This is a genomic window from Nostoc sp. (genome assembly GCF_036917315.1).
Classification (GTDB): domain Bacteria; phylum Cyanobacteriota; class Cyanobacteriia; order Cyanobacteriales; family Nostocaceae; genus Nostoc.
In genome coordinates, this window is sequence record NZ_JBALDR010000027.1 from 63,381 (window position 1) to 87,174 (window position 23,794).

Annotated in this window: 19 protein-coding genes and 1 tRNA gene; 13 read left to right on the top strand and 7 right to left on the bottom strand. The window is 43.0% G+C overall.

Going from position 1 to position 23,794, the window contains the following annotated elements:
* Positions 1-375 precede the first annotated feature (375 nt).
* A complete protein-coding gene (locus tag V7K84_RS12310; RefSeq protein ID WP_334838367.1) occupies positions 376-1,035 on the bottom strand; it encodes a hypothetical protein in 660 nt (219 codons plus the stop codon).
* Positions 1,036-1,181: 146 nt separating this feature from the next.
* Positions 1,182-1,451: a hypothetical protein gene (locus V7K84_RS12315; RefSeq protein WP_334838369.1), complete on the bottom strand. Its 270-nt coding sequence runs from the start codon at positions 1,449-1,451 to the stop codon at positions 1,182-1,184.
* A gap of 148 nt (positions 1,452-1,599) precedes the next feature.
* On the opposite strand from V7K84_RS12315, the gene V7K84_RS12320 reads away from it, so the two are divergent.
* Positions 1,600-2,304 (top strand): response regulator transcription factor, encoded by a 705-nt coding sequence (locus V7K84_RS12320; protein ID WP_334838371.1) that lies wholly within the window; start codon positions 1,600-1,602, stop codon positions 2,302-2,304.
* The gene (locus V7K84_RS12325; protein ID WP_334838373.1) at positions 2,301-3,836 is read left to right on the top strand and encodes a sensor histidine kinase; all 1,536 of its coding nucleotides are present in this window, start codon (positions 2,301-2,303) and stop codon (positions 3,834-3,836) included. Before V7K84_RS12320 ends, V7K84_RS12325 begins: the two co-directional genes overlap by 4 nt.
* Positions 3,837-4,014: 178 nt before the next feature.
* Here V7K84_RS12325 and V7K84_RS12330 read toward each other — a convergent pair whose 3' ends face one another.
* Entirely contained in the window at positions 4,015-4,344 is a 330-nt protein-coding gene (locus tag V7K84_RS12330; RefSeq protein ID WP_334838375.1) for a hypothetical protein, read from the bottom strand.
* A 16-nt stretch (positions 4,345-4,360) separates the two neighbouring features.
* Entirely contained in the window at positions 4,361-4,984 is a 624-nt protein-coding gene (pyrE, locus tag V7K84_RS12335) for an orotate phosphoribosyltransferase (RefSeq protein WP_334838377.1), read from the bottom strand.
* A gap of 106 nt (positions 4,985-5,090) precedes the next feature.
* Here pyrE and V7K84_RS12340 point away from each other — a divergent pair, with 106 nt between their 5' ends.
* Entirely contained in the window at positions 5,091-5,525 is a 435-nt protein-coding gene (locus V7K84_RS12340; RefSeq protein ID WP_334838379.1) for a hypothetical protein, read from the top strand.
* Between the two features lie 148 nt (positions 5,526-5,673).
* On the opposite strand, the gene V7K84_RS12345 is transcribed toward V7K84_RS12340, so the two are convergent.
* Positions 5,674-5,746 (bottom strand) — tRNA-Ile (locus tag V7K84_RS12345).
* 295 nt (positions 5,747-6,041) lie between these two features.
* Between V7K84_RS12345 and V7K84_RS12350 the strand changes: the two genes are divergently transcribed.
* Entirely contained in the window at positions 6,042-6,743 is a 702-nt protein-coding gene (locus V7K84_RS12350) for a hypothetical protein (RefSeq protein ID WP_322692395.1), read from the top strand.
* 54 nt (positions 6,744-6,797) lie between these two features.
* The gene (locus tag V7K84_RS12355) at positions 6,798-8,219 is read left to right on the top strand and encodes a hemolysin family protein (RefSeq protein ID WP_334838385.1); all 1,422 of its coding nucleotides are present in this window, start codon (positions 6,798-6,800) and stop codon (positions 8,217-8,219) included.
* Positions 8,220-8,307: 88 nt separating this feature from the next.
* Here V7K84_RS12355 and queC read toward each other — a convergent pair whose 3' ends face one another.
* Positions 8,308-8,985, bottom strand: coding sequence for a 7-cyano-7-deazaguanine synthase QueC (gene queC, locus V7K84_RS12360; RefSeq protein WP_334838387.1), 678 nt, complete (start codon positions 8,983-8,985; stop codon positions 8,308-8,310).
* A 338-nt stretch (positions 8,986-9,323) separates the two neighbouring features.
* Between queC and V7K84_RS12365 the strand changes: the two genes are divergently transcribed.
* From V7K84_RS12365 to rdgB, 8 genes are all read left to right on the top strand, one after another.
* Positions 9,324-10,406, top strand: a complete 1,083-nt coding sequence (locus tag V7K84_RS12365) for a Gfo/Idh/MocA family protein (protein ID WP_334838389.1) — start codon at positions 9,324-9,326, stop codon at positions 10,404-10,406.
* A 469-nt stretch (positions 10,407-10,875) separates the two neighbouring features.
* A complete protein-coding gene (locus tag V7K84_RS12370) occupies positions 10,876-11,499 on the top strand; it encodes a DedA family protein (RefSeq protein ID WP_094347282.1) in 624 nt (207 codons plus the stop codon).
* 240 nt (positions 11,500-11,739) lie between these two features.
* Positions 11,740-12,891 carry a ParM/StbA family protein gene (locus tag V7K84_RS12375; RefSeq protein WP_322637407.1) on the top strand — a complete coding sequence of 384 codons (1,152 nt, stop codon included), beginning with the start codon at positions 11,740-11,742 and terminating at the stop codon, positions 12,889-12,891.
* A gap of 5 nt (positions 12,892-12,896) precedes the next feature.
* Complete coding sequence (locus V7K84_RS12380; protein WP_334838393.1) at positions 12,897-13,376, top strand: plasmid segregation centromere-binding protein ParR; 480 nt, start codon at positions 12,897-12,899, stop codon at positions 13,374-13,376.
* 412 nt (positions 13,377-13,788) lie between these two features.
* Positions 13,789-15,090 (top strand): P-loop NTPase fold protein, encoded by a 1,302-nt coding sequence (locus tag V7K84_RS12385; RefSeq protein WP_334838395.1) that lies wholly within the window; start codon positions 13,789-13,791, stop codon positions 15,088-15,090.
* A 41-nt stretch (positions 15,091-15,131) separates the two neighbouring features.
* On the top strand, positions 15,132-20,831 hold the full coding sequence (locus tag V7K84_RS12390) for a tetratricopeptide repeat protein (RefSeq protein WP_334838396.1): 5,700 nt from the start codon (positions 15,132-15,134) through the stop codon (positions 20,829-20,831).
* 242 nt (positions 20,832-21,073) lie between these two features.
* Positions 21,074-22,510, top strand: coding sequence for a phosphoglucomutase/phosphomannomutase family protein (locus V7K84_RS12395; protein WP_334838398.1), 1,437 nt, complete (start codon positions 21,074-21,076; stop codon positions 22,508-22,510).
* Between the two features lie 86 nt (positions 22,511-22,596).
* The gene (gene rdgB / locus V7K84_RS12400; protein WP_334838399.1) at positions 22,597-23,175 is read left to right on the top strand and encodes an RdgB/HAM1 family non-canonical purine NTP pyrophosphatase; all 579 of its coding nucleotides are present in this window, start codon (positions 22,597-22,599) and stop codon (positions 23,173-23,175) included.
* A gap of 152 nt (positions 23,176-23,327) precedes the next feature.
* Here the strand turns inward: rdgB and V7K84_RS12405 are convergent, their stop codons facing one another.
* Positions 23,328-23,666: a P-II family nitrogen regulator gene (locus tag V7K84_RS12405; protein WP_012410794.1), complete on the bottom strand. Its 339-nt coding sequence runs from the start codon at positions 23,664-23,666 to the stop codon at positions 23,328-23,330.
* Positions 23,667-23,794 lie beyond the last annotated feature (128 nt).

Genomic DNA, 23,794 nt, shown 5'->3' on the forward strand with positions numbered 1-23,794 from the left:
GTTTCCGGGCTAGATTGGCAAGAAAATGTCAAAGCCTTCCCATTATCTAGCATCAATAGTAATTGTAGTAGTTCTGGTGAAAGAAAAAATCAAATAATCTCACCCTATATATACAGCATCTTTCATGTATTTGAACCACACCCAATACTTGTCGGGTTTTGGGGGAAAGGGACTCATGTTAAAAGGGAAAAAACCTTATCCAGAAAGGCAGAGGGCAGGAGGCAGGAGGTAAAAACCTTGCTATTCCTGAGATTTACGCTTGTCATTATCTCCTAATCTACTTGGCAACTCTATATATCGAGCCTTCCACTCCTTTTCCCTTTAACCGAGTCCTAGGGGCGCAAGGCCTTGCGCCCCTAGCGCGTGGTCTATTTACTATTTTGGTTGATTAGGACGATTTTCTTGGGGAGAGGCTCCGCCATCGCCAGGAGGATGAGGTGGAACTCCCAATGCCGCCTTTAACTGGGCTTCTGTAACTCCTAACTTTGTCGCTGCGGCTGCAAAATCAGGTCTGGGTGGGCGTTGATTGCGATCGCCTTCGCCTGGATTTGGCGGATTGGCTGGAACTCCTAACGCCGCCTTTAACTGGGCTTCTGTAACTCCTAACTTTGTCGCTGCGGCTTTAAAATCAGGTCGAGGTGGGCGTTGATTGCGATCGCCTGGATTTGGCGGATTGGCAGGAACTCCCAATGCCGCTTTTAACTGGGCTTCTGTAACTCCTAATTTTGTTGCTGCGGCTTTAAAATCAGGTCTGGGTGGGCGTTGATTGCGATCGCCTGGATTTGGCGGATTGGCTGGGACTCCCAATGCCGATTTTAACTGTGCTTCTGTAACTCCTAACTTCGTTGCTGCGGCTGCAAAATCAGGTCTGGGTGGACGCGGCCGTTCGTTTGATGGTTCGTTGGGCGGTTGTTGCGCCTGTGCAATTCGATTGAATTGATTAGCGGCATTTGCTTGATTGAGTGAAAGAAAACCAAATGTGCCAACCAGAACAGGAATCGCTGTTACTACTAGTACTCTACGAATATTCATCATTAAATCTCCAAAGGTTTATATTTCTAATTAAGTCTTCTCAAAATAACAGTTTGCCCTGTTTCTAAATTACAGTTTTGTAATTTAGAAACAACAATACTCTGACGAGATCGCCGCTGAGGGCGAGGCGAAAAGCTAGGGTGCATAAATTAACGGTTATTGCGTTCTACCCGATTTTGAACTGCTTCTGGATTATGAGCCTGGGGACGTTGGGGAGTACGCTTTTTCTGATGGGGACGGGGTTTAGAATGTCTGATTTGTGGTTTTTTCTCAGATATTTCTGGTTTGTTGGGCTGTTGTGAAATCTCGGCGTTCCGATGAGATGGATTAGCGGCATTTGCCTGATTGGGTGCAACAAAACCGAATGTACCAATCAAAAAAGGAATTGCTGCTACAGCTAAGACTCGACGGATATTCATAAAAATCAACCTTCAAAAGCTAGGGTGTTCATATTTCTAATTGAGCCACCTCAAAATTACAGCTTTCCTATTTTCTAAATTACAGTTTTGTAATTTGAATAAAAAATAATGAATTTAGAATAGAAGAAAATATGAATTAATAAATGCTGTGAATGTTCTGTTTGTTGAAGATGAAGCGAAAATTGCTAACTTTGTCCGGGCTGGATTAAAGGAGCAAGGATTTGTTGTAGACTACTGCGATAACGGTGATGACGGATATCTGCGGGCATTAGACAACGAATATGATGCGATAATACTCGACATTATGATGCCGGGAAAAGATGGACTATCAATTCTAAAACTATTACGGCGGCAAGGTCGGAATGCTCCGGTGATTTTGTTGACGGCTCGGAATGAGCTAGACGATCGCTTGCAAGGGCTAAATTTGGGAGCGGATGACTATATCGCTAAACCGTTTTTTGTGGAAGAGTTAGTGGCTAGAATTCATGCAGTTGTGCGCCGGAGTGTGAGCGATGTCTACGACGGGCTACGCCTACGCCAAAATCTACTTTGCGTTGGACCGATCAAACTCGATCGCATCACCAGGGAAGTCACTTGCGATCGCCAAGCGATAGAACTCACCAGCCGCGAGTTTAATCTTCTAGAATATCTCATGCGTTCTCCCGGACGGGTTTTCACTCGTACCCAAATCCTGGAACACGTTTGGGGCTACGACTTTAACCCCAACACCAATGTTGTGGATGTTTGTATCCAGCGAATTCGTAAAAAAATTGACCCCCTTGATGAAGCAGTCTGGATTGAAAGCATTCGAGGGGTTGGATATCGATTTCGCAAGCCAGATTCTTCATCATGAAACTTCCTTCGTTTCGACTCCGCATTGCTCTGTTGTCTGCGGCTCTAGCTGGCAGCACATTAGTCGGATTTGGCGCGGTTTCCTGGTTTCAGATTTACAATGCTAAGATTAGCCGCCTGGATGCAGAACTGTTAAATCACTTGATGCGGGCAACTCCGAACTTCCCTCCACGAGAGGAACCTCCCGCTGGCGCAGCCTTTCTCAGAAGAGAAAACTCACGAGAACGCTCCCGATGGCAGTTTTACGAAGATTCATTATCTTATTCCTTCGGAACCAATACAAAAACCCCTGTCGCCCTAGTGGTGCTGGACGCAAATAACAATATACTTTATCAATCCAACTCCCTACCTACCGACCTTGAGGTGAATCGTCTGTTGCTGAAGCGTCTTGAGTTGACACCTTTACCACCGCCCCCGAAGAGAGAACCACCACCTTTACCCTCCAATAGAAATCCATCCTTTGAGCGGCCACCACTGATTCGTCCACGCCCACCTCAATTTGTCACAGAGAATACGGCAACAGCAGTCTGGCGGATTGGCGCAACTAAATTTCCCAATGCTCGGGTTGCTATTGCCGTTAGCTTGCAAGCCGTAGATCGAGATATGGCCACCATTCGCAATATCTTCCTGATTTCAATACCGGGAGCGTTGCTGTTGGTTGCGGTGGGGGCATGGTTGGTTTCTGGTGGTGCTTTGCGTCCCATTCGTCAATTAACTGGTGTAATTCAACAGGTAACTGTCAAAGGGCTAGATCAGCGGATTCCCATTGGGACAACTGATGTTGAATTTGTCGAACTGATCCAGGTGTTTAACCTAATGTTGTCACGCTTGGAACGTAGTTTTACCCAAGCTTCCCGCTTTAGTGGTGACGCGGCTCATGAACTGAAAACCCCACTGACTATTTTGCAAGGTGAACTAGAACGAACACTCCAACAGGTCGATCCCGGTAGTGAAGTACAACAGCGCTTAAGCAATCTGTTAGATGAGGTGCGCCGCCTGAGTGGAATTATGCGAAAACTCTTGTTGCTATCTCTGGCAGATGCCGGAAAAATGAGCTTGTATCTGGTTGAAGTGGATATGTCTGAGTTGCTGATGGAGATGCTAGAAGATATGGAAATGCTCGCTCCCCATTTGACAGTACAAACTGACTTTATTGATGGATTGCGGGTAAAAGGCGATCGCGATCTTTTAATTCAAATTTTGCAAAACCTATTTAGTAATGCAATTAAATATAATCTCGCCAACGGCTGGATAAAAATTCGTACTCATCAAACTCCAACAACTCTTCACGTTACTATTGTCAATGCATCAGAAGATATTCCACTAAGCGATCGCGATGTCTACGACGGGCTTCGCCTACGCATTTTTGACCGATTTTATCGCGGCGATCCCTCACGTAACCGCAAGGTAGAAGGAATCGGACTAGGACTGAGCCTAGCCCGAGAAATTGCCAGGGCACATCGGGGCGACCTTACCCTTGATTTAACACCTTCTGGTCAAACAGCGTTCACCCTCACCTTACCGATGAAGTGATCCCTCTTTTGTTACTACAGGAAGTCGGAAAAAATAAGTACAATACCGCCTTTGGGAGGGCGATTGATTTCTCCGTGTCCTCTGCGCCTCTGCGGTAGCCTGCGGCAAGCCGAAGCGTCTACGTTATTTTGTAACTCGCGCGTAAGTCCTGAAAGCGATCGCCTGGCACTTGCATTGATTAATTCAAAGCATCAGCGATCTTAATACCAAGGTGCTGCAATGCTTTTTCTTTGACAAATTCAGCTGCACTACGAGCCGATTCCGCCAAAATAGTATCAGTGTTTGGAGTCAGCTTCAGCGCTCCTCCCAGATATCCCAAAGCTTTGCAATAATCATCAGTCAAGTTGGTAGATGCCAGTCTCTTTACAGTTTGATGATCGCCACTCTGAAAAGCTGTTAACGCTTTCTGGTGTAAATCATTTTCTGGTTTTCCTAGTACTTCAAGAATTGCGCTCACAGCTTTATTGACTTTTTCTTGTGTTAGTTCTGTGGATACTGTTGCTTGCATGTTTATCTCCTTTTGTTCATGAATTTGCAAGTTGTCGGTAGCGTTCTTGAACTTCCTGAATCGAAAACAAAGTTTCAAACTTCAACCCCGCTGACTGGTACAACTCACCTCCCCCTTGTTGTCGATCTATCAGTGAAATTACTTGATTTACGGTATAACCCGCATCTTTAAGACGCTCAACCGCTTTGAGAGCAGATTGCCCAGTTGTGACTACATCTTCCAAAACTACTACTTTTGCGCCCTCTGGTAAACTGGGGCCTTCTATATAAGCTCTTGTCCCATAACCCTTGGCTTCCTTGCGAATAATCAGCGCTGGTATTGGGCGGTTTTCATAAACAGAAACTATACTCACTGCTGTCACAATTGGATCGGCTCCCATTGTTAAACCACCTACAGCCTGTGTATCTACAGGTAATAAAGGAAATAGTAACCGTCCGACTGCCAAAGCGCCTTGAGGATGGAGTGTTACCTGTGTCTTATTGACGTAATAAGAACTACGCAGCCCAGAAGATAGGAGAAAATCACCCTCTTGATAAGCAAGTTGGCAAAATAAATCTAGTAGCTTGTGGCGTAAAGTGGTCAAATCAGAAGTGGTTGCCCAAATATCTGAGTGGGTAAGAGTTTCAGTAGGATACGTCATTACAAAACATTAAAAGTTGTGCTACACCAAAGATTGAACTCATCAGAGTTCTGAACTTCAGCATAAATTAAGATTCGCCTAAAGCAAAAGTTGAGGAGTCAGAAACGTGCGTATAAAATTTAAAACCTTTGGTGGTTTATTGGTGCTGCTTGCTGCTGGTATCGCTTTTCCCTCTATTGCATCTGCCCAAACGGCAACACCCAATTCTGAAACTATGAATGATGTATTTGAACGAGCTTATTTTCGTCACGATCGCAATTTCTACGAAAATAGTAGCAGCCTCAAGCGTCAGCTAGACTCATTTTTTGGATCTGGTTCTGGTTTCGGTGGTTCCTTCCCAGAAAATGAAATTGCCCGCGACGCTAATTTAGTTAATACTTTATATCATGATGCCATGACTCAGCAAGTTGGCAACGATCCTTATATCCGTACTCCTGATTTACCAAATCCTTATGACACATCGTTGCTCGTGTCTCCTCACTATAGCAACAAACTCAAAGTAGGAACTGAATTCAGGTTTGAAACTTTACCATCTCGGTAAGATTGGGGAGTGGGGAGCAGGGGAGCAGGGGAAGAAGAACTATTAATTATTTATTGATCGATTCCCAATTCCCAATTCCCAATTCCCACTTGCCCTGAGCGAAGCCGAAGGGATGCCCAATGCCCCATGCCCATTTTTGATGATTCAGTGCGCCCTGCTGGAATCGAACCAGCCTGAAGACGAATTATGAGTTCGTTGCCTCCCCAATCGGCCAAAGGCGCTTGTTTTTTAGGTTATGGGTTGCTACGAGAAAATTACTTCAACTCTTAAGTCAACCTTATTTGCTAATTTTAGAGTGAGAAAAATACCTCACGCACTGAGTTTAGCCAATCCCATGAATATAGCACAAATTTAACACGTGTGAATACTGGACAATAGTTTATTAGATTTTTATACTACATAATTTGATCATAGATATAGTGCAAACTAATATTGATTAAGTTCCTTTAAGGATTGAGGTCAAAAGCTTCACTATTCTTAAATAGACCAGCATTCTATTGCGATCGCTTGTCAACGATGAAAATAAATTCTACTGTACTTCTTACTTTGATTTTGTTAATTCTGATGATGGGAGCAGGTTCTGTGAGCGCGTTTTTGGGCTTTGAACTGGGGAGTTCAGCACTTAAAGGCGTGACTACACCAGATGGGCGTCCCACAACCAAATTTGCCAGCAATAAGGCAAATAGCTCTCAACAGGGAGGGCTAGTGCTATTAAAAGAGGAAGAAATTCTGAAAATAGTCAAGGCGCGAATTGAGGGTAAGACCAAAGCCGCTAAATCGGAAAAGCCCGAAGAAGATGATGAAGAAACCAATAGCAGCAAGCAGAAGCCAGAGGAAAAACCCCCAGAAGTAGTTGAAGAAAAGCCCCTACCAGGTTTTCCAGTTACTGCCCAAAGTCAGGGTGTAACAATGACTGTGCAATCTGCTCGCTACTCTGGTGGTGATTTACTACTGAAAGTGAAAATGCAGAACAAAGGTAAGGATTCTGTGCGCTTCCTGTATAGTTTTTTAGATGTTACCGATGACAAAGGACGAACCCTGAGTGCTAGTACAGAGGGTTTACCTACAGAATTGCCTGTAAATGGGCCAGCATTTTCAGGTACAGTGAGCATTCCTACAGCTTTACTTGATGATGTCAAGAAAATATCACTTGCTCTCACTGATTATCCCGCTCAACAATTGAAGCTAGAGGCATCGAATATTCCTGTAGAAAGGTAGATGGCATTGGGCATTGGGCATTGGTAATTATCTACTATTCCCTATTCCCCCTAAATGGAGGACGTGAGTTTTACACGAGCTTTGGCGGTGAGTGTTTTTCCTAATTTAAGTTTGATAGAAGTGGCGCTGCGGTTGTTATCAGTGCTACTACTGATTACCATAAATGCCTTTTTTGTGACGGCGGAATTTTCGATGGTGAGCGTGCGGCGATCGCGTATTCACCAGCTAGTTAAGGCTGGGGATATTCCAGCGATCGCTGTAGAAATGTTACAACGCAGTATTGACCGACTGCTATCTACCACCCAGTTAGGCATTACCCTCTCTAGTTTGGCACTGGGATGGATTGGCGAAAGTACGATTGTCGTGCTGGTGAATGCCTGGTTGAGATCCTGGCCTTTACCCAGTGGGATGACTACCTTCCTCGCCCATTCCCTATCAATCCCTATCGCCTTTTTCTTGATTGCCTATTTGCAAATTGTGATTGGAGAACTATGTCCCAAATCCTTAGCCATGCTCTACTCAGAACAGCTAGCGAGGTTTTTGGGGCCTCCGGTAAAAGCGATCGTGCGTTTTTTTGGCCCCTTCATCTGGATTCTTAACCAATCAACTCGTTTTTTATTACGAATTTTTGGCATCCAATACACAGGCCAAGGCTGGCGACCGCCTGTAACTCCCGAAGAATTGCAACTGATCATCTCTACAGAATGGGGGTCTACTGGTTTACAGCGTGCAGAGCGAGAATTGCTCAACAATGTCTTCGAGTTTGGGGATGTCATGGCGCAAGATGTGATGATCCCGCGCACCAGTATTATCACACTGCCAAAAGATGCTACCTTCCAGACATTACTTAGGGAAATGGCTTCTACTGGTTACTCTCGCTATCCCGTAATTGGTGAATCTTTAGACGATGTTCGCGGTATTGTTTATTTTAAAGATTTGGCACAACCTTTGGCTGTAGGAAAGCTCAGTTTAGAAACACAGATCCAACCTTGGATGCGTCCTGCTCGGTTTGTTCCCGAACACACGCCCTTGAGTGAACTTTTGCCCATGATGCAGCAAGAGAAACCCGCTATGGTCATGGTAGTGAATGAATTTGGCGGTACTGTGGGACTAGTGACAATCAAAGATGTGATTGCCGAAATTATTGGCGATCCCAGCGACCTTGAAAGCAGTGAAGACTTACTGATTCAGATGTTAGGTGAGCAAAAATTTTTGGTGCAAGCACAAATCAACCTTGAAGACCTCAACGAAGTTTTGCATCTCAATTTGCCCCTGACCAGAGAATATCAAACACTAGGGGGCTTTTTGCTGTATGAGTTACAGAAAATTCCTGCCAAAGGCGAAATATTTTGTTATCAAAATCTCGAATTCACCGTGGTATCTATTGTTGGTCCACGCCTGCATCAAATTCAACTGCGACGGTTAGAGGAAGAGGGGAGAGCAGAGGAGCAGAGGAGCAGGGGAGCAGGGGAGTAAGAATTTTAGATTTTAGAATTTGGGTTTTAGATTGAAATTTAATCCAAAATTGTCAATCCAAAATCTAAAATTGAATTGTCCAATGCCTCTACTGTGCATACGCCACAGGATCGACAAGTCCCAATTCGGCAAAAGCTGCTAGCCGTAAGCGACAAGAATCACATACGCCGCAAGCAACATCTCCACCTGCATAGCAAGACCAAGTTAGTTCCCAAGGAACTCCCAATTGGTTCCCCAGTTGGATGATTTCGGTTTTTTTCAAGTTGATTAGGGGTGCAACAATCTTAATTGGTTGTCCCTCACGGCCTTGTTTGGTTCCCAAGCGAAAAACTTCCTGCATTGCTTGGATATAGTCGGGGCGACAATCAGGATATCCTGAATAATCTAGGGCATTAACGCCGATATAGACACGCTCTGCTGCGATCGCTTCGGCGTAACTAAGAGCAAAGCTTAAAAAGATGGTATTACGAGCCGGAACGTATGTGACAGGAATATTTTGAGACATTTCATCCAGCGATCGCTCCTGGGGTAAATCAATGGCATTATCGGTAAGGGCCGAACCGCCCCATTGTCGTAAGTCAAAGCTAACTACCTGATGTTTTGCGATCGCAGCTTTTTGAGCGACACTGAGCGCTGACTGTAACTCTCGTCGATGTCGCTGCTGGTAATCAAAGGAAATAGCATGACATTCACAGCCATCAGCTTGAGCTTTGTACAGAATTGTGGAAGAGTCTAATCCCCCAGATAACAGAATTACAGCTTTCATCTCGGTTGCAAATTTTGGATTTCAAATCACTGCATCAAACCTTAACAAGACGCCAGAAAGCAATGCCAAGGAGAATTTATACTTAGGTCTTACTAAAAGGTTTAAAGTTAATAAAAAAACATATATTTTTGTAGAAAGTGCAAAATTCAAAGGAAACTCGAAATATCTATACAAAAGATATTTAGATTACGGGAACCGATCGCAAACTTTGAAATTCTTCATAAACATAGGCTCTATGTTACCATCTGGATGGTTTTAGACGGATCGTAACCGGCTTTCGAGTATAAACGCCAACGGCCGTAGCGTCTCTAAATTTGGTGGTTGAGGAGAGAATAATAGTGCAAAATAGCATGTCAGTGGCAGAACCGAATCCATATACACAGCGCAACCAGCCACGACCAATCCGCATAGGCGTGATTGGAGTGGGTAACATGGGACAACACCACGCTCGCGTGCTGAGTTCAATGAAAGATGTTGAACTAGTCGGAGTGGCAGATATTAACGTCGAGCGAGGATTAGAAACTGCCAGCAACTACAAGGTGCGTTTTTTTGAAGATTACTGCGATCTGCTACCCCTTGTGGAAGCAGTTTGTGTAGCTGTTCCCACCCGTCTGCACTATGCCGTGGGCATTAACTGTCTGTTAGCGGGAATTCATGTTTTGATTGAAAAACCGATCGCAGCCAGTATTTCTGAGGCAGAGTCTTTAGTCAATGCTGCGGCTGAGTCTGGGTGTATCCTGCAAGTGGGTCATATTGAGCGTTTCAACCCAGCTTTTAAAGAACTGAGCCAAGTTCTAAAAACAGAGGAATTACTGGCGCTAGAAGCCCACAGAATGAGTCCTTACTCAGATCGGGCAAACGATGTTTCAGTTGTGCTGGATTTAATGATCCATGACATCGACCTACTTCTGGAATTAGCTGCTTCCCCAGTCACAAAATTGACTGCTAGCGGTACTCGCTCCCTAGACTCTGGTTATTTAGATTACGTAACCGCCACCTTGGGCTTTGCCAATGGTATTGTTGCTACTCTGACTGCTAGTAAAGTCACCCACCGCAAAATTCGCCGGATTGTCGCCCATTGCAAAAATTCATTTACTGAGGCAGATTTTCTCAAAAATGAAATTTTGATTCACCGACAAACCACTGCCAATTCTCTCACCGACCACCGACAAGTACTTTACAGACAAGATGGTGTAATTGAAAAAGTCTACACCAGTAATATTCAACCTCTGAGTGCAGAATTAGAACATTTTGTCAACTGCGTACATGGTGGCAATCAGCCTTCAGTAGGTGGCGAACAAGCTCTCAAAGCCTTGAGGCTTGCAAGTTTAATTGAGCAGATGGCGCTGGAAGATCGAGTTTGGAATCCCTTGGACTGGCAATCTGAACCAAGGGTACAATCTTTGACCCCGACAGCGTAGAAGAATAGGGGATGAGGGGGATGAGGGGGACAAAGAAGGTGAAATTTTCTCCCTTCTCTCACCGTGCTACCCCACAGCCCCAACTTCAGTAGAAAACCTAGAGTCTGTTTTTAAATTTGCCATCAAATCTTTAGATCCTTCCTAGTCTCTTTAAAAAGCAGGCTAAGGAGGATCTAAAAAATTAGAAAACAAAACATAGTGGTTCATTTCATTAATTTTGTGAGGTTTGTAGTGAGCGATAAATCGTTCAATCTTAAGGGCTAGAGGTACTTACGAACTTTTATAACTCTCAACATTAATGAAACAGACACCTAGCTTCCACTTGTCTGACTCTATTTTTCAGTTGTGATGCCAATTTTTAGTGCAGCCAAATTCCCTTAACTCTAGCAAGCAGGGATAATTACCCTTTAAAAAAGCTAAAGCTGAATTTAGCAACAAGACTAGTCCAGCAATTTCAGGAATTGACTCAATGCTTGAATGGATAACTAATACTATCAATTATTTTGGCTATTGGGGAATCGCGCTACTAATGTTCCTAGAGAACCTTTTTCCCCCCATTCCTTCAGAATTGATCATGCCACTTGCTGGATTTACAGCAAGTCCATATCAACCAGGAGGGGCAAAGCTAAATATCATTGGTGTATTTTTCGCAGGACTTTTGGGTTCTGTATTAGGCGCACTTATTTGGTATTATCCGGGTAAGTTTTTAGGCGAAACCCGTTTGAAAGCTTGGGCTGATAAGTATGGCAAATGGCTGGCTATATCTAGTAAAGATATTACCAAGGCCAAAGAGTGGTTTGACCGACAAGGTAGAAAAGCAGTATTAATTGGTCGTCTTGTGCCAGGAATCCGCACCTTGATTTCTGTTCCCGCCGGGATCAGCAATATGCCCTTGCTACCATTTCTGTTTTACACAACATTAGGTAGCGCGGCTTGGGTGGGTTTGCTAACATACTCAGGATACGCATTGGGTAGTCAGTATGAACTTGTGGACAAGTACCTTGCTCCTGTATCTAAAATCGTACTTGGCGGTTTGGTTCTAGCATTTGTTTTCTGGATATTCAAGCGCCAGTTAAGACGTACTAGAAGATGAAACACGGACGCTTTTGGTTTGAAAGCAGTGAAAACAGGGGTTACATCTGGCCAAAATTCGCCTACACTATGCCAAATAATACTAGATATGCGAAGGCATGAGCTTATCGGAGGTATCGACCGAATTAATTTTTGGCGTATTTCTAGCTACACTTGACGCAACCTAGAATTTCTGGTTGCTCGCATTTTTGTAAGATGAGCATGACAACTTTTTACAGTTAAGTTTGAACTAGGAGCTTTCATGACAGACCAACCTTCCGCCGCTACCCCCATCAATGCTGCTGCTATACCCATGAATAGGGTGTCGGCATCGACTCCCATCAATGCTGTTAATAATACTCCCAAGCCAACCGGTGTTCCAGGGAAAACTATTCTCAGTGTTGACTTAGGCAGAACTTCCACAAAAACTTGTGTGAGTCGTGAACCAGGCAGTGTGGTGTTCGTACCTGCCAACGTCAAGCAGATGTCAATAGAACAAGTACGCGGTGGTGTTTTTGAAGCCAGAGCTACTGACCCCTTAATGGATTTGTGGCTGGAGTATCAAGGAAATGGATATGCTGTTGGTCAACTGGCAGCCGATTTTGGGGCGAATTTAGGAGTCGGACAATCTAAGGTAGAAGCTGCACTGGTAAAAGTTTTAGCAAGTGCTGGCTACTTCAAACTCAGAGACGATATCTCAGTCGTACTTGGTCTGCCTTTTCTTTCCTTAGAGCAATTTGAAAAAGAAAAAGCACAATTGATTAGCCAAGTAGGTGGTCCTCACGTGTTGAATTTCCGAGGCGAATCTGTGTCGCTGAACGTCAGTAAGGTATGGGTAATGCCAGAGGGCTACGGCAGCTTGCTGTGGTCTGAAGCTCAACCCAAGAAAAACCCTGGCAGTCCCGATTTTACAAAAATATCGGTGGCGATCGTCGATATTGGTCATCAAACCGTCGATCTTTTGATGGTAGATAACTTCCGTTTTGCCAGAGGTGCTTCTAAGAGCGAAGACTTCGGGATGAATAAGTTTTATGAATTGGTGTCTGCCGAAATCGAGGGAGCAGATAGTCAATCTCTAGCACTGATTTCCGCTGTCAACAAACCCAGAGGTGAACGCTTTTATCGTCCTAAAGGCGCTAGCAAGCCCACCAACCTAGATGATTTTCTTCCCAACCTCACAGAGATGTTTTCTCGCGAAATTTGTAGCCGTGTGCTAGCCTGGTTGCCAGAACGCGTTACCGATGTAATTCTTACTGGCGGCGGTGGTGAGTTCTTCTGGGACGACGTTCAACGTCTGCTCAAGGAAGCAAAGATTAATGCTCATTTAGCAGCACCTTCCCGTCAGGCGAATGCTTTGGGGCAGTATATTTATGGAGAGGCACAATTATCCTCCAATCGCGCTGCTAGGGCATAAAGCTGATGTTCCAATGGTCAAAAAAGGTAGTTAAATCCGTCACGTTCAACCCAGAGCTTGCTGATGAAAGCTTGTTAGCGCAAGTAGAAAGTTATTTGGAAAAACAACCAGACAAGACTTTCAGCGACCTCTGTAAAGAAGCCTTGTGGCAATCTTTATGTGTACCGGAATCTGTACAACCTGCTCCACAAACAGCAGTAAACACACCGATCGATCAACAAATCGGTGAACTGCAACGTCAAGTGGCTGGACTTGAGGAACGTTTTTTTGCCAAGGGATCTAATCGTTTGGAGGCGATGGAACATCATCTACTGCAACTTTCTCAACAAGTTGCACAACTGGCGCTCATAGTCAACGATCGATCGTTCATTCCGTCTCCAACTCAATTAGAAGTAGTAAATAATACTTCTTATACTGTTGCTACCCCTCCTCAAGAGGTTGACCCCGTAATCAGTCGCCTTAGTCAGTTTCTCGATGATTTTTAAGGAACAATCAGGTTTGTGAGCAGTTTTTGCTCATGTTAACAATCCTTAATAGTATTAACTATTAAGGATTATTAATGTTTATACAGAGATGTGATATCTGGCAACAAGCCATTTTGCATGGGAGTCGCTAGAACATAAAGAACCTCCGCCAGCCGCGTAAGTTGCGAAACCCGCCTTCAGCGCTGGACTGATCGCAACGCGCTGTCTTTCTAGGCACGCCATCAAGTTGTTTATTAAAAGAGCGATCGCACACTAAAAACTGATGTGCAATCAAAGTGGGATAAAGTATTATTTAGGGCTATAGTATAAAGTTTTTCTCTTCTAGCAATCTACAGTAGGAAATTACCCAGTTATACTGAGCTACACGAGTGTAAGTCAAAACACCGTTTGATATCAGTTGAGATTTGTCAGCATGAGTAATACCAGTTTTTGGAAGCCTGCTTATCAGCTTTTTAAGCCAGAGGAACCACTCACTACACCTGAAGAACTGAAAAATTTTTATGTACAGCGAGAGAACAGTCCTGTAGAGAATTTAATCACTTTCTTGGATATGGAAGACGACCCAGCTAAATTTTTACTAGCAGGTCACAGGGGTGGTGGCAAAACTACAGAACTGCGGCGATTAGAACAACATTTGAACAGCAAGTATACAGTAATTTGGATTGATACTGTAACTGCTCTTGACCAGTACAACATTGGTTATGCTGAGGTTGTAGTCCTAATTGGAATCAAAATTTTTGAAAAAGTTATTCAACGAGACTGGGGTTTAAAAGACGATTTATTAAATGATTTGCTAGAAAGTCTAAAAACTGTAGTTTATCAAGATGAAGACGCTGAAAATAGTGGTCTTGAACTTCCAGAAATTATTAAAAAACTAGGTCTAATTCTGAAACAAGGTTTAACTCGGAAAGTTACTACAACTCTAAATATTCGTCCGCAGCTTAGTAAAATTATTGAGCGAGTTAACGCCATTATAGAAGCTGCTGAGAAAAGAAACAACCAAAAGTTACTGGTGATTGTAGATGGTCTTGACCGACACGATCAAGTTACAGCTTTGGAAATGTTTGCTAGTCCATTGCTGACTCAGCTAAGTTGCCATATTATATATGCGATTCCGATTTCACTTAGGTATTCTCCAAGCTTTCGTCAACCAATGGAAAGCTTTCAAAAATGCTTAGATTTAACTAATCCACCTGTATTTGAGTGCGATGAAAATTTATGTCCTACTACAATCCCCAATCAACTTGGTAGAGACATTCTTAATAGTGTAATTCATAAGCGTTTAGCAAGTTTGGGTGATGCTTATAAGGGTTTATTTAATCCAGATGCGCTAGAACTAATTTCGGAAAAGAGTGGCGGTGTGATGCGTGACTTGGTGCGACTGGCTCGTACAGCTTGTGAAGTTTCTTTAAGGCTAGATTTGATATATGTAGACTTAGATGTTGCTAAAGAGGCTGTGCAAGAAGTTCGCAGAGAATACAATTTGAGTGATTACCATTTTCCCGAACTAGATAAGGTTCACCGTACAGGTTGCTTAACTACTAACACCCATAGTTTGCCTAACAAAGGTCAGTTTGTTATTTGTGATGAGCTTTTGCAAAACAAATTTGTATTAGGTTATTACAATCGCAGTAAAAAATCCTGGTTTGATGTGAACCCTATTCTATTGGAAGATTTACAACGTTGGCAAGCTGCTAACGCTCCAAAACTTTAATAGTTGTTTTCTCTCCTAATTAGCAATTATTCATCAAAAAAATGCCTTTTAACGAAGATAACACTTATTCTATAAGTGCAAATGACGCAACAGAGCTAAATAAATTAGTTAGCTTCTTAGAATTATCTAGTGGGACAACGACAATTTTTGCTATTGCACCGGAGAGTGGGCCACAACATCCGGTAGTCGAGGAAATCAAGTTACTTTTAGCAGATGGGGATCATACTTTTAAAGAACCTCAAAACTTTTTTTACAGTGATAATTCACTCTATAACTTTCTCTACAGTTTAGATGAAACTGGGCTGCATAATTCTCAAACTAAACGCGAATTGATAATGGCATTTGGAATTGACCAATTGCCGACATCACGCTTGAAACAAGAGATGAAGCAGTTGAATTTAGGGAGAGACTCGCTATTTGGTCGGGAATTAGTCATAATTTTTTGGCTGAATAAAGAAGAGTTTTTAGAAGAGTTTCGTAACCGTGCGCCTGATTTCTGGGATTGGCGGGGTAAGTTGGTGAAATTTGAGGCACGTCCACCTGTAAATCCCCTATTTTATCCTTATCTGGAGTGGTTGATAGCTGAAAATTCCTATCTCAAAATCAGTGGCGTGATGCAAGTCCAGCGCCAAGTGGATATTTTTCTGGATCAAATTTATGTTTCACTGCAAGCAGTAAGGCGACAGCAGATTACAGAAACGTCGAAACTAGACCAAGAGATGACTACATTTCGCAAAGCTGAACATGGGTTTAGCATGAGCATATCTAGCCCCTACGATTTAGACGAATCTTCTTATTACGAACCAGTTTTACTAAGTTCAATACCCATTACTAGCACTAAAACAGTAACACAAAGAATTGATTTATCCCATGCAGTGCGGGAGAACCAATACTGCGTGATTCTTGGCGCTCCAGGTGCGGGTAAGACAACGCTACTGCGTTATCTAGCCTTACATTTTGCCACAGCAAAACGTGATGGCAATGAAACAGTAATAGGTGGTGAACCCCAAGAAGAATTGGGTAAAGCTCTGTTGCCAATTTTCTTTCGTATTGCCGATTATGCAGAACGACTACAACAAGAACCTGAGTTAAGTCTGTTGAATTATCTGCACCAATTTTACCGCCAGTGGGAAGCTTACTTTCAAGATGAAGTGGAAGCGGGAACAGAGATGGCGGCGCTACTATCAGAAAAAATGCGCCAAGGGCAGTGCTTAATGCTGCTGGATGGGCTAGATGAGGTATTTGAACAAGAAAGCCGCAGGCTGATTGTGGAAAGAATCGATCAGTTTGTGAATGCTTTCTCTAGTAATAAGTTTGTCATTACCAGCCGCATAGCTGGCTACCGCGATGTGAAACTGAGCAGCCGTTTTGCTGAGTTCACTATTGAAGATATGGGTAGCGAACAGGTAGAAAAATTCCTGGAACGCTGGTGTTTGGCGATAGAGCGAGCGCAGCAGCCAGAAGCTAGTGAGGCGCAATGGCAAAGAGCAGGAGATGACCAAGCAAGGAAGATTTTAGAGGCAATAAAAGATAATGAGGGTGTAAAGCGCTTGACAGCGAATCCTCTACTGTTGACAATTTTGGCACTGATTCACCGCAATGGTGAGCGCCTACCTAACCGTCGGGTAAAACTTTATGAATTGGCAGTGCAAACCTTGACCGAAGATTGGCAGTTAGGTAAGAAGTTGCCAGATGCTCCAAAAGTGCTGCTGAACCAAAATGAAGTAGTGGCATTTTTAGCACCACTGGCTTACTGGATGCATGAAGAGAAGCCCTCTGGTTTGGTAACTGAGGCAGAAGTTGAACAACAGTTAGCAGCAAAGCTAGCAGAATTAAATGATACTGACCTAGAATCAGACTCAGTGCGGCTTGCCGTGCAGGAGTTTTTACGAAAAGTGCGGGAAACCACAGGTCTTTTTGTGGAACGTGCGCCAGGAGTCTACGGCTTTATGCACCTGACGTTTGAGGAGTATTTTGCTGCACGTTATATTGCTGACAATGAAGTAAGCGATATTTTAGCAATTATCCGTAAACATTTGCATGAGCCGCGCTGGAATGAGCCGATCCTACTGGCTTTAGGCTATTACGGAATTTATTCTCCTAAACAGGTTAATAAGCTAGTTGAGCAGCTTTTCAGTAATATTGAGGCTTATGAACCTGTAATTCAAGCTGGTAAGTTAAAAATAAAAAATGTATCATCACAGGATGCAATTATCATCTGGTCAGATTTGCAAGAGGAATCAACTATTAACTGTAACCAGTCGGAATTACGGTTGAAAGATTTATTATTTGCTGGTGAGGTTTTAACTCAAGTTGAGGTCAATAGCAGTCGTCGTAAAAAGCTAATTCAAAAACTAGTTGTTACCTATCTTAGTTTGGATACAGACTTTGACGATGAGACAACTAAACAACTGTTAAGGCTGTTACGCCAAATTGAACTGTTTAACCAGAAAAGTGAAGTTCTGGCACGACTGAAAGAATTTGCTAATGACTCAACACTTACTGAAGAGATCCGGGTAAAAGCACAGACAGCTATTCTTTATGTTGCTTGTTGTGAATCAGGGGCAGGATTAGTTAGCTGTGCCATTGATATTGTCAATCAGCTAGAGCCTACTATATTTTGTCGTCTTAGAGAATTGGTTAAAGAACTAGGTGAAGAAATGACACCTGCTCTAGAAAATAGTCTGGAAAATCATGGTGGGGATCAAGACTCTCAAAGCGCATTAAACTTACTCACCGCAATATCTTATATTCGTACAGATAAATATACAAAAGCTGTTGAACTTCTAGAAGAAATTAATGCTCAGACAAATGTCAAGCACAGTGCTTATATAGCTTGGTCAATTGCAACTTGTTATCAGGAACAAGAGAAATTTGATAAAGCAATTGACTATTATCAAGAATGCTTTGAGAAACTAGCCTTATATATTCATCCATCAGCTTTCCTACTGTTTTGGAGAAATAGGGGTATTTGTCATCGCTTACACACCAAATACGAGCAGTCACTAGAATGCTTCCAGCAGGCGTTAGCTATAGACAGAGAGTTTCGCAAGTCTGAAGATGAAGCAAGTGATTTGTGGAATATAGGTAAAACTTATCAAAACTGGGGTAAGTACGAAGAAGCGATCGCCTATCACCAACAAAGCCGTGATATCTATGAGCAATTGGATCTAGAAGAGAATGTAGCGAATCAATGGTTCTGGTTGAGTGCTTGCTATCGCGATTGGGGCAAATATAAGCAGGCAGTTGAATTTCAGCAACAGTGTCTAGCAAAACGGCAGAAGTTAGAAAATCAATCAGATATAGCTTTAGGATACTATCAGCTAGGTCGTATCTATAAAACTTGGGGTAAGTACGAACAGGCGATCACTTACTACCAACAAAGCCGTGACCTGTATGAGCAATTGGGTCAAGACAAAAATGTAGCTAATCAGTGGTACAACTTAGCAGGTTGCTACCAAGAATGGGGTAAATATCAGGAAGCCGTAGAGTGTGAGCAAAAGGATTTGGCAATTCGCCAACTGATGGATGACCAACCTAACATAGCGGATGCCTATAAGCAGTTAGGAAGCATATATCAAGCATGGGGTAAGTATGAAGAAGCGATCGCCCACTATCAACAAAGCTGTGATCTCTATGAGCAATTAGGTAAAGAGAAAAATATCGTTTACCAGTGGTATCTGCTAGCTGATTGCTATCGTGATTGGGGTAAATATCACCAAGCCGTAGAGTGTGAGCAAAAAGATTTGGCAATTTGCCAGCAGTTAGATGACCAAACTAGAATAGCTCTTGCTCATTATCAGTTAGGACGTATATATCAAGCATGGGGCAAATATGAACAAGCGATCGCCCACTATCAACAAAGCCGTGAACTCTATGAGCAATTAGGTAAAGAGAAAGATATAGCTAACCAGTGGTATCGGCTAGCTGATTGCTATCGTGATTGGGGTAAATATCACCAAGCCGTAGAGTATGAGCAAAAAGATTTGGCAATTCGCCAGCAGTTAGATGACCAAACCAGAATAGCTCTTGCTCATTATCAGCTAGGACGTATATATCAAGCATGGGGCAAATATGAACAAGCGATCGCCTACCACCAACAAAGCTGTGATCTCTATGAGCAATTAGGTGAAGAGGAGATTGTAGCAACTATGTGGTACTGGTTGGGTGATTGCTATCGAGAATGGGGTAAATATGAACAAGCACTTGAGTGTCAACAAAAGTGCTTGGCACAACGTCAAAAGTTAGAAGACCAACCAGCTATAGCTAGTGCCTACTTTCAACTAGGCTCGATTCATCAAGCTTGGGGCAAATATGAACAAGCGATCGTCTACTTTCAACAAAGCCATGACCTTTATGAGCAATTGGGTCTAGAAAAAGATGTGGCTAGTCAGTGGTACAACTTAGCTGTGTGCTATCGAGAATGGGGTAAATATCAACAGGCTGTTGAGTGTCAGCAAAAGTGCTTGGCACAACGGCAAAAGTTAGAAGACCAACCAAATATAGCTAGTGCATACTTTCAACTTGGCTGGATTCATCAAGCTTGGGGCAAATATCAACAAGCGATCGTCTACTTCCAACAAAGCCGTGAACTTTATGAGCAATTGGGTCTAGAAAAAGATGTGGCTAGTCAGTGGTACAACTTAGCTGTGTGCTATCGAGAATGGGGTAAATATCAACAGGCTGTTGAGTGTCAGCAAAAGTGCTTGGCACAACGGCAAAAGTTAGAAGACCAACCAAATATAGCTAGTGCATACTTTCAACTTGGCTGGATTCATCAAGCTTGGGGCAAATATCAACAAGCGATCGCCTACTTCCAACAAAGTCGTGACCTCTACGAGCAATTAGATAAAGTAAAAGATGTGGCTAGTCAATGGGACTGTTTAGCTTATTGCTACCTTAGTTGGGGTAAGTATGAACAGGCCGTTGAATGTCAAAAACAATATCTTTTGCTACATCAAGTGCTAGAAAACAAACCCGAAATAGCTAATGCCTATTATTGGCTAGGACGCATTTATAGAGCTTGGGACAAGTATGAGCAGGCATTAGAGTATTTTCAGCACAGTTACAACTTGTACCAGCAACTAGATTTAGGTAAGGATGTAGCTATATGTCATAGAGCAATTGGTGAGAATCAACGCTTGTCAGCAAAAAACGTTCCAGATCGAGCAGTAGCTTTTGAATTACTGGTGCAAGCTGAACAAAATATCCTTCAAGCCATCCAAATAAATACCACACGAGACTATAAAGAAAATCTTGCTTACGACTACATTATCTTTAGCTTAATCTGCTCAGAACGCTTACGTCTGTCGTCTTTTGATGACTCGTCACTGCAAGAACAAATTACCCAATTTGAAGAATATTACAATACTGGCTTGACATATCTTACCGAACTGGGGCAGATAGTAAATCAAGCAGATGAAGGTCTTGATATCGCCCGTGCTTATATAGAAGTCAGCATCTTAAAAAATCTTGACCGAGCCGAAGAACTAGCTCAAGAATCCCTTCAAGTTTTTCAGGAGTACAATCGCCGGAAACTAGAAGCTTCATCTCGTAAACTCTTGGGCGAAATATACTTGAACCGCGCCCAGCATCATCAATCAGATACTAAAGTAACTGCTACCCAGTTTTTAACAGAAAGTCTGCAAATCTATAGAGAGCTTGATTTAAGCGAAAAAGCAGCCGAGGTAGAGCAGCTAATGCATTCAAATCTAGATCATACTGGAATACTTAGCGATTAGAATTCCCACTACATAAACCAAGCCTGCGTAGATATGATATGAAACGTCTACGAAGGCGGATTTTAATTGTGAGCCAAAAGGCGCTGTCTAATAACAAGTTGTTATGCGTCTACACACTCCATTGCAAAAAATTGCTAACTTTTGTGTTGAATCTTATTAGTACATATTTTTACTAGATTCTTTTTTTACTCTCCACACTGTATAAATGCTAGAATCCTCAAGTAGACAGTTAGGATACCTAGATGCCAGTTGTAGCTAACTCAATCAAGTTTGGTACAGACGGCTGGCGGGGCATTATTGGTGACGAGTTCACCTTTGAACGCCTAGCCCTGGTCGCGCCAGTTGCCGCAAAAGTATTATATGATACGTATTTTTCTACGGTTGGTAGCCGGACAATAATTGTCGGTTACGATCGCCGATTCATGGCTGAAGACTTTGCTCGTGCTGTCGCCGATACTGTCAGTGCTGTCGGCTTTGATGTGCTACTGAGCGAGAGCTATGCCCCAACCCCAGCTTATAGTTGGGCGGCAAAAGAACTCAATGCTTTAGGGGCACTGGTAATTACAGCCAGCCATAATCCTGGTAAATATTTGGGTTTAAAAGTCAAGGGTTATTTTGGTGGATCGGTACCGCCAGAAGTCACAAAAGAGATAGAAGATCAGTTGTTGGTGGGAGTACCGCTAGCAGCTACCCCAGGTAAGCAAGAGAAATTCGATCCTTGGCCTAGTTATACACAAGCGTTAGAACGTAAAGTTGATATCGCCAAACTTCGAGAAGCGATCGCATCTGGTAAATTAACGTTATTTGCCGATGTCATGCATGGCGCTGCGGCTAGCGGATTGGCGAGACTACTAGGCAATCAGGTTAAAGAAATCAATAGCGATCGCGATCCCCTATTTGGTGGCGGTGCGCCGGAACCCTTGCCTAAATACCTTTCAAAGCTATTTGAAGTCATCAAGGCTGACCGAGAAACCGATAAATCAGGTTTAACAGTGGGGTTGGTATTTGATGGAGACTGCGATCGCATTGCCGCAGTAGATGGAGAAGCCAACTTCCTAAGTTCCCAAGCCTTAATCCCGATATTAATCGACCATTTAACCCTGCGGCGCGGTTTTACTGGAGAAATAGTCAAAACTGTTAGTGGTTCCGACTTGATGCCCCTTGTGGCAGCCCTACATAACCTCTCAGTCTTTGAGACAGCAGTTGGTTATAAATACATCGCTGACAGAATGTTAGCAGCAAAAGTGTTGCTGGGTGGCGAAGAGTCGGGCGGAATTGGCTATGGCAGTCATATTCCCGAACGCGATGCCCTGTTGTCAGCTTTATACGTCCTAGAGGCGATTGTAGAATCTGGTTTGGATTTAGGTGAGTATTATCGCTACTTGCAGAAACAAACAGGGTTTACCTCAGCATACGATCGCATTGATTTACCCTTAGCAAATATGGAAGTGCGATCGCGTCTTTTGCAACAACTACAAACCCAACCCTTAACGGAAATTGCAGGGTTAGCAGTAATCGATTGCCAAACAATTGACGGCTACAAGTATCGCCTGGCTGATAAAAGCTGGTTAATGATTCGATTTAGCGGGACTGAACCAGTTTTGCGCCTGTACTGCGAAGCCCCAACAATTGAGCAAGTCCATCAAACTCTTGCTTGGGCGAAACAGTGGGCGGAGTAAAATTAATTATTAGTCATTTGTCCTTTGTCCTTTGTCCTTGGTAAATGATCAATGACTAATGACCAATGAGCAATGACCAATGACTAATGACCAAATTACTTGTAGTAGCCACAGGAAATCCAGGTAAGTTGCGTGAAATGCAAGCTTACCTAGAAAATTCTGGTTGGGAATTAACCCTCAAACCTGAAGAATTGGAAATTGAAGAGACGGGCGAAACTTTTGCCGCTAACGCTTGTCTGAAAGCGTCACAAATTGCTAAAGCTACGGGAAACTGGGCAATTGCTGATGATTCAGGCTTGCAAGTAGATGCCCTAAATGGCGCACCAGGGGTTTATTCTGCACGTTACGCCAAAACGGACTCAGAACGGATTGCTAGGATATTGAGCGAATTAGGCAATGAGGTAAATCGACAAGCACAATTTGTCTGTGCAGTAGCGATCGCTCGTCCCGATGGTGCGATCGTATTAGAATCTGAAGGTGTTTGTCGCGGCGAAATTCTCCATACACCCCGTGGTGATAGTGGTTTCGGCTACGATCCAATTTTTTATGTGCAAGAACTACAATTGACCTTTGCTGAAATGACACGGGAGTTGAAAAGGTCAATTAGCCATCGAGGCAAGGCTTTTACGGCTTTACTTCCGCAATTGGAGAGAGTTAATAATTAGGAGAGACGCGATTAATCGCGTCTGTACAAGAGTTAGGAGAGACGCGATTAATCGCATCTGTACAAGAGTTAGGATTTATGAATTCTGCTAAATCTTCATTCATTAGTCCTGACTTATAACTTTTAACTCTTAACTCTTAACTCCTAACTTCTTTAAACTGCTTCTGTGTTCTTTTCGCCAGTGCGAATCCGAATCACTTGCTCAACAGGCGAGATGAAAATTTTACCATCGCCGATTTCACCAGTGCGGGCAGCAGCAATAATTTTGTCTACCACCATATCAACCTGATTGTCGTCAACTACGATTTCCACTTTGAGTTTTTGCAGAAACTCAACGGTGTACTCAGAACCACGATACCGTTCAGTTTGACCTTTCTGCCGTCCGAACCCCCGGACTTCAGAAACAGTCATGCCAACAATACCAGCGTTAACTAAAGCAATTTTCACCTCATCTAGCTTAAATGGGCGGATAATAGCTTCTACTTTTTTCATCTTCTTTACTCCTGACTTCTACTAGCTTCGTTTATATATCTAACCAGATCCGCTGTCTGAAGCTGTAACTAGCGGTGCTTTTCCTAAAAAATATGTAATAATTACAACTTTTTTAAAGTGTAAGTGCT

Excerpts from the sequence above, each read along its gene's own strand:
- V7K84_RS12310 (WP_334838367.1), bottom strand. The coding sequence starts at position 1,035 with ATGATGAATATTCGTAGAGTACTAGTAGTAACAGCGATTCCTGTTCTG.
- V7K84_RS12315 (WP_334838369.1), bottom strand. The coding sequence starts at position 1,451 with ATGAATATCCGTCGAGTCTTAGCTGTAGCAGCAATTCCTTTTTTGATT.
- V7K84_RS12325 (WP_334838373.1), top strand. The coding sequence starts at position 2,301 with ATGAAACTTCCTTCGTTTCGACTCCGCATTGCTCTGTTGTCTGCGGCT.
- V7K84_RS12330 (WP_334838375.1), bottom strand. The coding sequence starts at position 4,344 with ATGCAAGCAACAGTATCCACAGAACTAACACAAGAAAAAGTCAATAAA.
- pyrE (WP_334838377.1), bottom strand. The coding sequence starts at position 4,984 with ATGACGTATCCTACTGAAACTCTTACCCACTCAGATATTTGGGCAACC.
- V7K84_RS12350 (WP_322692395.1), top strand. The coding sequence starts at position 6,042 with ATGAAAATAAATTCTACTGTACTTCTTACTTTGATTTTGTTAATTCTG.
- V7K84_RS12355 (WP_334838385.1), top strand. The coding sequence starts at position 6,798 with ATGGAGGACGTGAGTTTTACACGAGCTTTGGCGGTGAGTGTTTTTCCT.
- queC (WP_334838387.1), bottom strand. The coding sequence starts at position 8,985 with ATGAAAGCTGTAATTCTGTTATCTGGGGGATTAGACTCTTCCACAATT.
- V7K84_RS12370 (WP_094347282.1), top strand. The coding sequence starts at position 10,876 with ATGCTTGAATGGATAACTAATACTATCAATTATTTTGGCTATTGGGGA.
- V7K84_RS12375 (WP_322637407.1), top strand. The coding sequence starts at position 11,740 with ATGACAGACCAACCTTCCGCCGCTACCCCCATCAATGCTGCTGCTATA.
- V7K84_RS12380 (WP_334838393.1), top strand. The coding sequence starts at position 12,897 with ATGTTCCAATGGTCAAAAAAGGTAGTTAAATCCGTCACGTTCAACCCA.
- V7K84_RS12385 (WP_334838395.1), top strand. The coding sequence starts at position 13,789 with ATGAGTAATACCAGTTTTTGGAAGCCTGCTTATCAGCTTTTTAAGCCA.
- V7K84_RS12390 (WP_334838396.1), top strand. The coding sequence starts at position 15,132 with ATGCCTTTTAACGAAGATAACACTTATTCTATAAGTGCAAATGACGCA.
- V7K84_RS12395 (WP_334838398.1), top strand. The coding sequence starts at position 21,074 with ATGCCAGTTGTAGCTAACTCAATCAAGTTTGGTACAGACGGCTGGCGG.
- rdgB (WP_334838399.1), top strand. The coding sequence starts at position 22,597 with ATGACCAAATTACTTGTAGTAGCCACAGGAAATCCAGGTAAGTTGCGT.
- V7K84_RS12405 (WP_012410794.1), bottom strand. The coding sequence starts at position 23,666 with ATGAAAAAAGTAGAAGCTATTATCCGCCCATTTAAGCTAGATGAGGTG.